The sequence below is a fragment of the Paenibacillus sp. PSB04 genome (assembly GCF_025809195.1).
Lineage (GTDB): Bacteria > Bacillota > Bacilli > Paenibacillales > Paenibacillaceae > Paenibacillus_AQ > Paenibacillus_AQ favisporus.
The window spans coordinates 2,226,959-2,240,678 of record NZ_CP081301.1; the positions used below are offsets into that span (position 1 = coordinate 2,226,959).

General features: G+C 55.9%; 12 protein-coding genes. 7 read left to right on the forward strand and 5 right to left on the reverse strand.

Annotation, left to right across the window (positions count from 1 at the left end; genetic code table 11):
- Positions 1–199: 199 nt before the first annotated feature.
- The 6 genes from K2F33_RS10475 to folE all read left to right on the forward strand — a co-directional run bounded on the left by K2F33_RS10475 (position 200) and on the right by folE (position 5,260).
- A complete protein-coding gene (locus K2F33_RS10475) occupies positions 200–625 on the forward strand; it encodes a GNAT family N-acetyltransferase (protein WP_076175840.1) in 426 nt (141 codons plus the stop codon).
- A gap of 155 nt (positions 626–780) precedes the next feature.
- Positions 781–1,386 carry a signal peptidase I gene (gene lepB / locus K2F33_RS10480; protein ID WP_076175838.1) on the forward strand — a complete coding sequence of 202 codons (606 nt, stop codon included), beginning with the start codon at positions 781–783 and terminating at the stop codon, positions 1,384–1,386.
- Positions 1,387–1,431: 45 nt separating this feature from the next.
- Positions 1,432–3,207, forward strand: coding sequence for a tRNA epoxyqueuosine(34) reductase QueG (gene queG, locus K2F33_RS33620; protein ID WP_076175836.1), 1,776 nt, complete (start codon positions 1,432–1,434; stop codon positions 3,205–3,207).
- A 22-nt stretch (positions 3,208–3,229) separates the two neighbouring features.
- The gene (locus K2F33_RS10495) at positions 3,230–4,264 is read left to right on the forward strand and encodes an HD-GYP domain-containing protein (protein WP_076175834.1); all 1,035 of its coding nucleotides are present in this window, start codon (positions 3,230–3,232) and stop codon (positions 4,262–4,264) included.
- A gap of 96 nt (positions 4,265–4,360) precedes the next feature.
- Positions 4,361–4,609 (forward strand): YneF family protein, encoded by a 249-nt coding sequence (locus K2F33_RS10500; protein ID WP_076175831.1) that lies wholly within the window; start codon positions 4,361–4,363, stop codon positions 4,607–4,609.
- A 57-nt stretch (positions 4,610–4,666) separates the two neighbouring features.
- Positions 4,667–5,260, forward strand: a complete 594-nt coding sequence (folE, locus tag K2F33_RS10505; protein ID WP_076175829.1) for a GTP cyclohydrolase I FolE — start codon at positions 4,667–4,669, stop codon at positions 5,258–5,260.
- A 368-nt stretch (positions 5,261–5,628) separates the two neighbouring features.
- Here folE and K2F33_RS10510 read toward each other — a convergent pair whose 3' ends face one another.
- Positions 5,629–6,693, reverse strand: a complete 1,065-nt coding sequence (locus K2F33_RS10510; protein ID WP_263881605.1) for an alpha/beta hydrolase — start codon at positions 6,691–6,693, stop codon at positions 5,629–5,631.
- A gap of 411 nt (positions 6,694–7,104) precedes the next feature.
- Between K2F33_RS10510 and K2F33_RS10515 the strand changes: the two genes are divergently transcribed.
- Positions 7,105–7,848, forward strand: coding sequence for an IclR family transcriptional regulator (locus K2F33_RS10515; RefSeq protein ID WP_263881606.1), 744 nt, complete (start codon positions 7,105–7,107; stop codon positions 7,846–7,848).
- Positions 7,849–8,039: 191 nt separating this feature from the next.
- On the opposite strand, the gene K2F33_RS10520 is transcribed toward K2F33_RS10515, so the two are convergent.
- The 4 genes from K2F33_RS10520 to K2F33_RS10535 form a co-directional block, all read right to left on the reverse strand.
- Entirely contained in the window at positions 8,040–10,055 is a 2,016-nt protein-coding gene (locus tag K2F33_RS10520; protein ID WP_263881607.1) for an alpha/beta hydrolase family protein, read from the reverse strand.
- 322 nt (positions 10,056–10,377) lie between these two features.
- Positions 10,378–12,003, reverse strand: coding sequence for an alpha/beta hydrolase family protein (locus K2F33_RS10525; RefSeq protein ID WP_263881608.1), 1,626 nt, complete (start codon positions 12,001–12,003; stop codon positions 10,378–10,380).
- 61 nt (positions 12,004–12,064) lie between these two features.
- A complete protein-coding gene (locus tag K2F33_RS10530; protein WP_263881609.1) occupies positions 12,065–13,168 on the reverse strand; it encodes a DUF1648 domain-containing protein in 1,104 nt (367 codons plus the stop codon).
- Complete coding sequence (locus tag K2F33_RS10535) at positions 13,168–13,566, reverse strand: GntR family transcriptional regulator (RefSeq protein ID WP_076175816.1); 399 nt, start codon at positions 13,564–13,566, stop codon at positions 13,168–13,170. Before K2F33_RS10535 ends, K2F33_RS10530 begins: the two co-directional genes overlap by 1 nt.
- Positions 13,567–13,720: the final 154 nt, after the last annotated feature.

Below are 13,720 nucleotides of genomic sequence, written 5' to 3' on the forward strand. Positions count from 1 at the left end.
ATGATAGAATGAAAACGCTTGCCATAAAGCGCTTTCAAAAGAAAACGCGTGTTTTTTAAAGTAAACTATGGTTTAATGGATGATAAAGAAGGATTTTCACGGTTTTTGTCGTAATACTATACCTTGGATTAGAGGGTTTTTTTGTTTTCCCTGAAAATCCCCTTAATCCTATAAAGCTAACGAAAAGGGAGATTTAAACATGCATGTTCGTTCCTTTCAGTTAAGTGATGCGACTCGTGTCAACGAGCTGCTGCAAATCGCGTTATCCGAAGAATGCTACGAGAATACGATCGAACCTTTCTCCAGGCAGCTCTACTGGGATTCTGACCTGATTATGGTTGCAGAAGAGGATGAACAGATCGTCGGTGCCCTGATCGGCACGATCGAGCATAACCACGGCTTCTACTATCGTATTGCCATCCATCCGGATTACCGCCGCAAGGGAATTGGCAAGGCACTGGTCACCATGATGGAAGGCCGGTTCCAGCAGCGTAAGGTCAGCGGAATTATGATTGCAGGAGACGAGCATAACAAGGCCGCGATGCCTCTGTATGAGGCGATGGGCTACGGGGCCAACAAGGTGCTGCAGGCATTCCAGAAACTCAGCATTGTCGCGCCGCAATAGAGATAACGACCCTTTGGTATTATGGAGAAAACCTACATCCATATCGTTAATAAGCAATATTTACTATACTTGAGCATATCTTTGTGGCGTTGCAAAAGGCCCGAAGATATGCTTTTCTGTATATATGGGAATTTGTCATAAAAATGAGGTGTAGCATGAATCAAGTCGATCAGCGGGAGCAAGGCCGCCCCGAGCCGGTTCCGGTTACAACGCCGGGAGAGCAGGCAGGCAAGCGCGGCTGGCTGTCCGAATTTTGGGACTGGGCCAAAACACTGGTTATCGCATTTGTCATTATGATGCTGCTGAATTTATTCGTTTTTAATCTGTCCATGGTCCGCGGGCAGTCGATGCAGCCGACGCTTGTAGAGCAGGAACGGCTGTTTGTCGATAAGATCGTATATGATTTTACCGCACCGAAGCATGGCGAGGTCGTCGTGCTTCGCGATCCGAGCAACGGTCCGGAGAAAAAGGAATTTCTGGTAAAGCGGATCATCGGCGTGCCGGGTGACACCGTGGAAGTGAAGAGCCACAAGCTATACGTGAACGGTAAGGAGCAGAGCGAGCCTTACACCGAGGTGGAAATTCAGGATGCGGATTTCGGCCCGGTCAAGCTGGACAAGGATCACTATTTTGTGATGGGGGACAACCGGCATGCCGGCGCAAGCCGGGACAGCCGTTCCTTCGGCAGCGTGGAAGCGAGCGCCATCGTGGGGCGGGCTGAATTTATTTTCTGGCCGTTGTCCAAAGCGAGATCGCTGTAAGACATTATGGAACGACTCTTAACGGAAAGGAGGCCGCAAGGAGAAATGACATCAGGTAAACCACAGGCTGCGTACGCTCCTTCGGCTTCGCCGTGGGAGCAGCTGAAACAAGACATTAAAGAGGCTGCGGCCGGGTTCGGCATTGACGATATCGGTTTTGCTTCGGCTGACCCGTTTGTCTCTCTGAAATCGATTCTCGAGAACCACCGCAAGCTTGGTTACGAATCCGGCTTTGAAGAGCCGGATCTGGACAAACGCGTCACCCCGGCACTCCCCGATGCACAGCCTGCCTCCCTCATTGCTATCGCCGTAGCCTATCCATCCAAAATGGAACACAAGCCCAAGCAGGTGCCCGGACAATACCGGGGAATCCTTGCCCGTTCCGCGTGGGGGCGGGATTACCATCAGGTGCTGCGGGACGCTATGGGCAAGCTTGAGGCGTTCATCCGGGAGCGGGTGCCGGATGCGGTGATGGAGAGCATGGTGGATACCGGGGCATTGGTGGACCGGGCGGTTTCGGAGCGGGCCGGCATCGGCTTCAGCGCGAAGAACTGCTGCATCATTTCGCCCAAATGGGGCTCATGGATCTACCTCGGGGAGATGGTCACCAACATTCCGTTTCCGCCGGATACGCCCGTCACGGAGGACTGCGGCGACTGCACGATGTGCATCGACGCATGCCCGACGGGAGCGCTGGTCGGCCCCGGCCAGCTCAATGCGCAGCGGTGCATCTCCTTTTTGACCCAGACCAAGGGCTTTCTGGAGGACGAGGTGATGCGCAAGATCGGCAACCGGCTGTATGGATGCGATACCTGCCAGGTCATCTGTCCAAAGAACAAGGGGAAGAACTGGACGCATCATGATTATCTGCTGCCGGATCCCGAGAAGGACAAGCCGCTGCTGCTGCCTATTCTGGATCTGAGCAATAAGGAGTTCAAGGAGAAGTTTGGGGAAAGCGCAGCCGCCTGGCGCGGCCGCAAGCCGATTCAGCGCAACGCCGTGATTGCGCTCGGCAACTTCAAGGATACATCGGCGGTGCCCCGCCTCGGCCGGGTGCTGCTGGAAGACCCAAGACCGGAACTGCGGGGTGCCGCAGCGTGGTCTTTGGGCCGGATAGGAGGGGAAGAAGCTTTGAATTGGCTGAATAAAGGTCTGGCTTCAGAACAAGACGAGAAGGTGATAGACATGATGAGCGAAGCGCAGGAAAAGCTTCAGCCCGCTGGAAGCGGACAACCCGCAGATGCCGAAATGGCTGCGGATGATTTTTCTCCCGGTTTGGGAGGCGAGAAGGAAACGGTCTATTATTCGGAGATGATTTCTCCGATCGGCCCGCTGACGCTGTGCGCAACGGAGAAAGGGCTGTGCCTGATCGAGTTCGGACCGTTTAACGTCAAGGAGGCGGTTCTCCAGAAATGGTCCCGCACCTGGTGCGGCGGCGGTGATTTCGTTCAGGACGACGAGCGTTTGGCAGAGGCGAAGCGCCAGCTGGGTGAGTACTTTGCCGGGGAACGCAAGACGTTCGACGTGCAGCTGGATATGCGGGGAACGCCGTTCCAGCTTCAGGTTTGGAGCTCGCTTGCCGATATTCCTTATGGAGAGATCCGATCCTATGCAGATATCGCAAATGCGATTGGCAGACCGAAGGCCGTCCGTGCCGTCGGCGGAGCCAACAACAAAAATCCCGTACCGCTGATCGTCCCGTGTCACCGGGTGATCGGCGCCGACGGCAGTCTCGTAGGATATGGCGGAGGGATGGAGATCAAGCGCCATCTCTTGACCTTGGAGAACTCCCTGCCCGAAAGAAAGGGATGGGCCGATTAAGTAACCAATCGGGGGAACGTTCATGAGGTATGTAGGCATTGAAAGTGTGGAGCCCGGGCAATTTTTGGGGAAAACCATCTATTCCGGGAATGGGACGGTACTGCTGTCGGCGGGAGTCCAGCTTACCGTGTATATGATCAGTACGCTGAACCGAATCGGGGTCACGATGCTCTACATCCAGGATCCGCTGTACGCGGACGTGGAGACGGAGGACATTCTCAGCGAGGCAACCAAACAGGGCTTGATTCAGGAGATGAGTGACGCTTTTGAAGCGGTGCGGTCCGGGAAGGAATGGAACACCCAGCTGATCGGCGCGAGTGTGGACCATCTCCTCGAGGACGTGATGGATAACAAGGAGCTGCTCGTGCAGCTTACGGATGTCCGGACCGCAGACAACGCCCAGTATGTTCACGCGATGAATGTATGCTTGCTGTCCACGGTAATGGGCGTCAATATGGGCCTGAATTATCAGCAGGTCAAAGAGCTCGCTACGGGCGCCCTGCTGCATGATATCGGCAAGAACGGCATGCGGGAGGGAGACGAGCTGTTCCCGGATTCCAAGAGCCATCACACCTGGCGCGGTTTCGAGAAGCTCAAGAACAAAAGGGAGTTCGGCCTGCTGATCGCCCACGTCGCCCTTCAGCATCATGAGCGGGTAGACGGCTTGGGCATTCCCCGGGGACTGACCGGAGACGAGATTCATTTATATGCCAAAATCGTCGCCGCTGCGGACGCTTACGACCGGATGATTCATCCGCTGAAGCCTTCGGGCCGGAGGCTGATGCCGCATGAAGCTTGCGAGCAAATGATGGCCATGTCGGAAAAGCAGCTCGACCACGGCGTGCTGGTCCAGTTTACGAGGATGGTGTCGATCTATCCCAACGGGACGGCCGTCAGGCTGTCGAACAAGGAGACGGGGCTTGTCGTCCGTCAGCACCGGGGGCTGCCGGGACGTCCGGTCGTCCGGATCGTGCGCGGCGAAGCGGGTCATTTGGATATTAAAGAGCTGGATTTGGCGCAGGAAACGACCGTATTTATCGAGGCTGTATTGGCCTAGAATTCATTTGCGAGCCGCATTTGGACATGCTATGATAGGTTCGTGCTGCTCAGGCACGCGCAAGGAATCGATTTATACTTATAGGGGTGGCGGAATATGCAATATGTAATTCCAATTATTACGCTGATCGTCGGCTTGGTCGGCGGGTTTTTTATCGGCGTGTATTATCTGCGCAAGCAAATGGAAAAAATGCAAAATGACCCGCAAATGCTTCAAAAGATGGCCAAGCAAATGGGTTACAACCTGAACGGGCGCCAGATGCAGAAAGCGCAGCAGATGATGAAAAATCAGCAGTTTTCCGGCAAGAAGGGCCCGGCACAAGGTCAAGGCCGCAAGAAGAAATAATCCCCTCAGCATAGAACGTCTACAGAGAAGCAGGGGGTAGCGATAGGAGGAAGTGCTGTGGCTGGCGTTAAAGATTACGTGAACACGCGGGTTGGTGAAAACCGCGAGAAGATCGAGTACCATATCGAGCAAATTTTGAAGCTGATCGGTGAAAATCCCGAGCGGGAAGGGCTTCTAGAGACACCCGCCCGCGTTACCCGGATGTATGAGGAAATTTTTGCCGGATATGAGGTAGACCCGCGTGATGTGCTGGGCGTGACCTTTGACGAAAATCATGAGGAACTGGTGATCGTCAAGGATATCGTGTATTACAGCCAATGCGAGCATCATATGGCGCCGTTTTTCGGCAAGGTCCATATCGGCTACATTCCGAGCGGGAAAATTGCCGGACTCAGCAAGTTGGCCCGGTTGGTCGAGGCGGTCACCCGCCGTCTGCAGGTACAGGAGCGGATTACGTCCCAGATAGCCGACATTATGGTCGATGTGCTGCAGCCGCATGGTGTGATGGTCGTCGTGGAAGGCGAGCATCTGTGCATGTGTTCGCGGGGCGTGAAGAAGCCGGGCAGCAAGACGGTGACCTCCGGCGTACGCGGCATTTTCCGTGAAGACCCGGCGTCGAGAGCGGAGTTTCTGTCTTTGATCAAAGAATAATGACGGCAACATAGAAAGAGGGCACGCCCGGAAGGGGGCGTGCCCTCTTTTGTTTGTACCAGCTATTTTTTGAAGATTATAGAATTTATAAATTTCAGCGAAAGCTGAACCATTCTATAATCGCAAGAAAAACTTCAGCTAAACGCGGTCTGTCTTCTTTGAAGGTACGTCGATAGACGTTTTTCTTAAGATTATAGAATTTATAAATTTCAGCGAAAGCTGAACCATTCTATAATCGCAAGAAAAACTTCAGCTAATCGCGGTCTGTCTTCTTTGAAGGTACGTCGATAGACATTTTTCTTAAGATTATAGAATTTATAAATTTCAGCGAAAGCTGAACCATTCTATAATCGCAAGAAAAACTTCAGCTAATCGCGGTCTGTCTTCTTTGAAGGTACGTCGATAGACGTTTTTCTTATCATAGGGTCATTGTCGATATCCTTCTGCTCAGCCAGCTTGATATTGCCAAGGAAGGTGGACACCCGGCGCAGGTATTCACGCGAGTGTTCGCGGAAGATCAGCTCGTGGTGGCTGCCTTTCACGATCCAGACGTCCGAATACGGATTGGTCTGGTTGGAGGCAAGCTTCTCCGCGATTGGATAAGGCGCCTTCTCGTCCTCCGTCCCGTGGATAAAGAAAATCGGGAACGGATAATCCTCTTTTTTGACCTGCTGGTATGGAATCTGGTTCAGGCTCGTGCCGTTCAGTACCGGGAACAGCAGCTGCAGAATTTCCAGCGACGGATGCCGCGGCAGGTCGATCTGATTTTTGATGTTATGGTACAGCGTATCCGGCTCGAGCAGGAAGGTGCTGTCGAGAATCATGGCGTCGACATCCTTGGTCTGCAGTCCGGCCTGAAGGGCCGTGCCGGCGCCCATCGAGAAGCCCCATACCACGATCTGCTTGGCCCCGCGCTGCTTGGCCAGATCGATGGCCCCCAGCAGCTGCTGGGCTTCCACCTTGCCGCCCGTCGCGACGGCTTTGCTGTTCTGGGAAGCGAAACCGTAATCGAACATAATGACGTTAAAATTTAAGCGGTGGGCGAAATGCGCCAAATCGTACATCGGGATCCAGGTTTCCTCCCGGTTGGCGCCGTACCCGTGACTGAACACGATCGTCTTGGTTGATCCTGCGGCCGGAATGTACCAGCCCTGCATCATCCGGCTGCCGTCATGGGCCGGGAAAGTGACGTCCTCGTATTTCATGGACTTGGCCTGCATCGGATTGGAGTACAAGGGGGCGACTGTCGGATTGGACAACACCCAGGCGATGTAGGCATGCAGCGCAATGAAACAGAAGAGCAGGAAAAATATAACGGACAAGAGCAGTGCCACCAAAATATGCTTAAAGCGAATCATTCGCGTAGATAACGGTAATGGTGTATCGGGCAGGGGGCGGGGAAGATGTATGTCGTTACGGGATGTCATGTTCATGCGTGCCCCTCCTTATAAATACTTTACTATATTAAGTTTAACTTCCGGGCTTCGTTTACGAAACATATAAAATTTTACTCTATATCCTATGCAAGCCTGAGGTCAAAGTCAATCCGGGGCGGACAATTGTTAGACAATTGTAATAGTGAACCGCTCCATAGTTCACCTGCCGGCTACCCTTGTCCTCCTGATGCGGACATGAGCATAGAATGCCCGGCGGCATGAACTTGCACATGCAGATGGGCACCCGGTGGTGCGCGAGTGCAGCGAAGCCGGACATTGGCCCTAGCTACGTATTGGCGTCTTCTTGCGAAAGGGTCAAAGAAGAAAATATAGACTTTATCCGGCGAATTTCTTATAATTTATGTAACCATGTTTCATGTGGTGAAACATTTGAGGGGCGGGATCGGAATGGAAGACCGCAAATTAACGGTTCGTGCCGTTGAACGGGCACTGGATATATTGATGTGTTTTACACAGAACAGCGAGCTGGGACTGACCGAAATCGCCGGAATGATCGGACTGCACAAGAGCACCGTCCATCGGCTGATGACGACTCTTGAAGAGAAGGCTTTCGTCGTCCGCGATGCGGCGACGGAGAAATACCGGCTTGGCATTAAAGTGTGGGAGCTGTCCACACATTTATCGCAAAGCGACGATCCGGCGGTGCTGCTGCTGCCGGCGATGGAGCGGCTGCGTGACCGGCTGGGTGAGACGGTCAGCCTGTACCTGCGGGACGGGAAGGACCGTCTGCGGATCCAGGCGGTGCAGAGCAACCAGGCCATCCGGAGGGTGGCGCAGGTCGGAGCGCGCCTGCCGCTTACGGTGGGAGCGTCGAGCAAGGTGCTGGTGGCGTTTGCCGCGCCTGCCGATCAGGAGGAGCTCCTGAGCGATCCGGATTGGGCGGAGCTGGTGAAGGGCGGCAGCTATGTGCGGCAGCTGCAGGACATCCGCGAGCGGGGCTATGCGACGAGCATCGAGGAGCGCGAGCCCGGCGCCGCCGCGGTGGCGGTGCCGATCGTGAACCGGAACGGCCGCATCGCCGCCGCCCTGTCCGTATCCGGTCCGGTGAGCCGGCTGTCCAGCGAAACGCTGAATGAGTTCGCTCCCGTGCTGATCGAAGCGGCGCGGGAAATGGGGCTGATGATTCCGTAAACGGAAGTAAGCCTACTGAGGTTATGAACGGATGAAGAGAATAAGAAAACAAACAGTCTGCGTCATCGTTATAGAGAAAGCCCGCCATACCGGGGAAATCCGGTATGGCGGGCTTGTTTTAGATTATAGAATTTATGAATTAGAAATCAGTGGCATCAGTGAAGTCAGTGAAGTCAGTGAAATCAGTGAAATCAGTGCTCGATATGCTCTTCAAACCAGCGTACGATATGGGTCAGCCGGCGGGTGCGCAGATGCGGATTGCCGCTGCGGGACAGGTTATGGTCGGCTCCCGGAAAACGGATGAACTGCGCTTCCTTGCCAAGGCGCTTGAGCGCCACGAACAGCTGCTCTCCCTGCTCGATCGGGCAGCGGAGATCCTGCTCCCCGTGCAGGATCAGGAGCGGCGTGTTCACCTGCTTCACGTAAGCGATCGGGGAATGCTTCCACAGTTTCTCCAGATCGTCCCACGGATTGCCCCAAATCTGATCCTCGGTAAAATAGTACCCGATATCGCTGACGCCGTAGAACGACACCCAGTTGCAGATCGAACGCTGGGTGACGGCGGCTTGGAACCGGTCGGTATGCCCGACGATCCAGTTCGTCATGAAGCCGCCGTAGCTGCCGCCGGTGACGCCGAGCCGGGCGTCGTCGATGTAGTCATAGGCGGACAGGACATAGTCCACCGCATCCATCAGGTCCTGGTAGTCGCGTCCGCCGTAATCGCCGCGGACCGTATTGACATGGACCTGGCCATACCCGTGGCCGCCGCGCGGGTTCGTGTAGAACACGGCAAATCCGGCCGCGGCGAGCAGCTGGAACTCGTGCATGAACGTGCAGCCGTACATCGCCTGCGGTCCGCCGTGGATTTCCAGGATGGCCGGCACCTTGGAGCCTTCCTTGAAGCCGACCGGCTTCATGATCCAGCCCTGGATCGGCCAGCCGTCCGAGGCTTCGAAGCGGAAGGCTTCCGGCTCGCTCAGCACAAGCTCGCTGAACAGCTCTTTGTTGCAGTCGGTCAGCCGGGTCTCCTCACCGTTTGCCATGTCAAAGGAAAACAGATCTCCCGGATGAAGCGTATCTGCGGAAGCAAGAATCAGCCTGCCTTCCGGTGCCAGGGCGAACTGGTAAATTTCCCGGTCGCCGCCGGCGATGATTTCGTAATCGGAGCCGTCCAGCGCAAAGCGGGCGACCTTGACGCCGCCGTCCTCGCTCAGCTGCAGGAAGACGTACTTGCCGTCTTCACTGAAGGCGGGCGGACTGCCGGCTCCCGCGCGCATATCGCCAACGCAGGCGTGTCCGAGCTGTACGTCCAGGTCCTCATAGTAGACGCGTGCCTCGCCGCCCTCAGCGGGAATCAGGTAGATGCGTGTCAGCGTGGCAAAGCCGCAGTTCAAGTCGTCGGCCAGCATCAGGATATGGCTGCCGTCCGGCGTGTAGGCGATGGGCCCGATGCTCAGGCGCCCGTCCGTCAATTGGCGGACGTTTCCGCCGTCCCGCTCCGCCACGAATAAATCGTTGGTCAGGCGGAGGTCCGGATCCGGGAAGGAAGCGGAGGCATGTGTGGCGGTATAGATGATGCGGCTGCCGTCCGGCGACCAATGGAACGAAGACACATCGAAGTCGCCTGAAGTGACCGGCGTACATGCGGAAGTGGCAAGATCGTGAACGAACAGATGCGTTCTTCGATCATTCCACAGCCCGGCGCCGTCAGCCTTGTATTTTATACGATGAATGATTTTTTCGTCCGGCTGTTTGTCCTTGCCGGCTTTCTCCGCCTGGGCTCCGGGGTCCTCCGCAACGACGGCCTCATCGGCCGAAGGAGCCTCGGCGCGGAGCAGAAGGGCGCTGCCGTCGGGCGCCCATTTGAAGGCGCTGACGCCGTGCTTCAGCTCCGTTACGGCCTGGGCTTCGCCGCCGTGCGCGGGCATGACCCAGACTTGGCGGGCATCGCCCTTCTTGCGCAGAAAGGCAAGCTTGGAGCCGTCGGGAGACCATGCTGGCGAGGCGTCCTGCTCGCCGGCGGTAAAGGCGGTATCCTCCCGGCCGTCCGGCGAGATCAGGCGAATATGGGAGGTGTAGCCCCCATGCTGGTCGTTAACGGTTTTCGATATGTACGCGACAGCGCCGGTCTTGGGGGATACGGCAGGGTCGCTGACCCAATGCATCCGGTACAAGTCATCGGCGGTAATGGGACGTTTTTCACTCATGGACAGGGCCTCCTAAGCATGAAATTGGAATAGGGTATGAAGCAATCAGATTCTAAACCACATTATCCCAGAGTTCCGGCGGGAAATCCATCCGCGAATCCGCGCAGGGGAGGGGGGGCGTGACCACAAATCCAGAAATCCACACACCCCAAACATCCCAAACATCGATGGGTTTAGCAACCTCAATAGGAAGACAAAAAAAACAAGCCCCTTGATCTAGTTCAAGGGGCTTGCCGTGTATTTTAGTGACGTTATCAGCTGGCAGGCGTCTCAGCTATTTAGTGTCGGGGTTCCCGCTGCCGGCCGACGGATTACGTCCGGTCTATTTCTGTTTGCCGATCCAGCTTGCGATCGTATCGATGATTGCCGGTGTCACGTTGGAAGGCTGCGCGTATTCCGCGCCGGTGGAGAGGCCGTCATATTCGGCAAGCAGATGGTTTACTTTCGGGAATGACTTATACTCCACATCGGCGCGGCCTTTTAATGCTTCCTTCCACTGCTTAAATTCATGCATCGGCACCTGCCAGTCGTTTTCGCCCTGCAGGACGAGCATCGGGCCGCTCTGCGTTTTAGCTAATTCGGCTGGCTTATAATCCTTCTTATCGTACCACCAGTAAGCCGGTGGAATCGGAAAGCTCTCCGGCAGGTGTGAGACCGAATACTGCGGGTCGTCCAGCAGCTTGGCGGCCTGGGTCCACACAGCAGCCTGCCGCTCGTAAGGCGCAGGATCCTGACCCAGCTGTTTTACGCGGGAAACCAATTCCGCCTGCTGCTCCACGACAACGTCGATAAATGAAGAGCTCGGGCCGGACAGCAGGATAGTGCCGGCGATGTTCCGGCCGGCATTGGCGTCGGCATCCACGATGAGCGGCATCGCATAACCGCCTTGACTATGCCCTGCCACGTAAATCCGGGCGGGATCAACTCCCGGTGTTTGGGTCAGCAGCTTCACCGCCGACAGCGCATCGTCAACCGTCTCTTCTTTGACGGTTAATTTCGGGTTGGCGGCGATTTTAAAGGTATGCTCAAACGTGACCTTGTCGTAGCGCAGGACGGCGATGCCATTGGCGGCTAATCCCGCCGCCAGGTCGCGGAACGGCTTGGCTCCGCCGATGGAGGTGTCCCGGTCGTTCGGGCCGGAGCCGTGAACGAGCACGACGGCAGGGAACGGTCCTTGGCCCACAGGCAGGGTCAGCGTTCCGGGAAGAGCCCATTCCCCTTCGCCAATTTGGACCTCCCGCTCGGTATAGGCCTCCGGGCGATCATAAGCCGGAGGCCGGTATCCTCCAGCCGAGACCGGGCCGATGTTCAGATCGTCCACCAGGCCGTCTGCATTCAGGCGAAGGGTGATCTGAAGCGGTACGGCCGCCGTCTGCAGCGTATACGCCACATTATGGTGGACGGCGTTGTCGCTTTCCTGCTTGCCGCCTACTGACGATACTTGGCCGTAGACGCTCTCGTAGTTCTTCCACAGGCCGCTCAGCGTTTGAGCGGGCAGGGCCTGCTGCAGGGCGGGGCTCATGACCTTGGCCGCCTCAGCTCCGTTCCCGGCCCTTAAGGCCTGGAGGAACAAGTCGGCATTGTCGGCGGCTTCAGAAGGGCCTTCGGCGCTCTCTGTGCCGCCCAATGCTGCCGACAGGAGGGCGGCCGGAGCCATCGCTTGTTGGCCGGTAATCCGGACAGTTCCTCCGGCTGGCACGGTTTTGCCGTTCAGTACGGCGGTGGAGCGCCCGATGGTCAGTACCAGCTTCGTGCCTTCTTTTGTGACGGTCACCGAGCGCTGATTCGGGTCCCAGCTGACTTCGGCGCCCAATCGAACTGCGGTTTCGCGAATGGAGACGTAGGATGCGGCGTCCGGAGTTTCGGCAGCGGCCGCCGCAGGGACAGACAGACTGATGGCGGTCAGGGAAGCAGCAGCCACCGCGCTTAGGGTTCGTTTCTTTTTCATAAACATTCCTCCTAAAGGGGATATCCCCGAATGTAAATATGACATATCGCGTTCCGGCGGGTTAACTTGCAACTCGGGCAGCGATGATGATCACAGCTAAGATACCGACCAGGAAAATCCAGGCGCCGGGTCTGCCGAAGTTGACCGTCCAGCCGATGCCCATCCGTTTTTCCACGAACAGGGCGGGGTCCTGCGGATTGAAATAAATATTGCCGAGCTTCCAGTATTTATCATCATTAACGACATGTGTTGCCCCGGAACCGGAAGATGGACCGCCGATCCGCCGTCCGCCCTGGCCGGTGGAAAAGGCCAGCACGATGGCCAGCACGACGATCAGAAGGGGCATCATCAGGCTGACAAGCATCATAACCTCCCGGCTCAGCGGATAGATCATGTTGTACTGAACGAACGAGAACAGCAGCACCATCATGAGGCCGGCCGCGACGTTGAACATGGACCATCTGCGGCGGAAGGCGGCGTTACGGCGTACCGACTGCTGCGGATTGGCCGGGTCAAGCTGCTGCTTGCTGCGGAGGATCGACCAGTTCGTGGTCATAAAGATTCCGATCATTACCAGCTGCATCAAGTTCAGGCCGAGAACCGTCCGGTACGATTTGGCCGCCGTTCGGGTCACTTCGCCCTGCCAGTTGAACTTCATGTTCAGCGTGTCGGGAATTTTATCGTAGTAAGCCAGGGCAAGGGCGGCGCTGATCAATGCAACGGCTCCATGGATCAGAAACCATTTATTCGACCAGACCAGCTTGTTCCCGCTGCGGAATGACGTATCCACGGCCACGACGGAAGGGTTCAACGTCTCCGGGGGAAGCGTGGCTTTGAACCGTTTCATTTTCGTATAAAAAATCAGATTGATAACTGCCGAAGCAGCTACCAGCAGTACTACGAATCCCGAGATGATGGAAGGCTGCTGCTTTTCCGGCACAGTCAGCATGGCGAGGAGGCAGGCGATCAGCAGCACGCCATATGCGACTGAACCGGTCCATACATACTGCCTGCGCATGCGGCGCAGCGGAGCGCTGTGATACACGGCTTCGCTGACCGATACGCCGAAGCTGACGGTTTCGCGCGTCAAATAAGGCATGCAGATCAGAGACAGCGACAGGGGAACGAACATGGCGATCAGAAACAAAACGGATATCCAGTACATTAGGCATTCTCCTTTGGTTCTTGGGTGATTTCGTCGTAAAAGCTTTCCACGATCCGCAGCAGCTCCGCTTTATCCATGCCCCGGCAGATGGCTTCGGCGATGACGGGTCTAAGCTGGGCTTCCTGTTTGTGCTGATAGTCCGGGGTGATTCCCGGCATGCCGTCCGGGTTCACGACGACCCCTTTTTGCCGGTGAATTTGAATAAATCCTTCCTGCTTGAGCAGCGTGTAAGCCTTATTGACGGTGTGCAGGTTCACGCCGATATCCGAGGCAAGGCTGCGGACGGAGGGAAGATACTCGCCCGGGGCCAGCTGTTTGCTGGCGATTCCTTCGATGATCTGATTCATGAGCTGTGTGTAAATGGGCACGTCGGACTGCATATCCAACCGGATAATCAATGATGAGCCCTCCTTTCATCAACATGCTGCTTAGGTCATATTTATTGTTAGAGTATGAACAACTGTTATACAACAAATATAACAGATGCGCGTGTGATTGTAAATAGTTCACCAAATTAATGGACGTATGACTGAAATCAGTTCGCCAAACTAA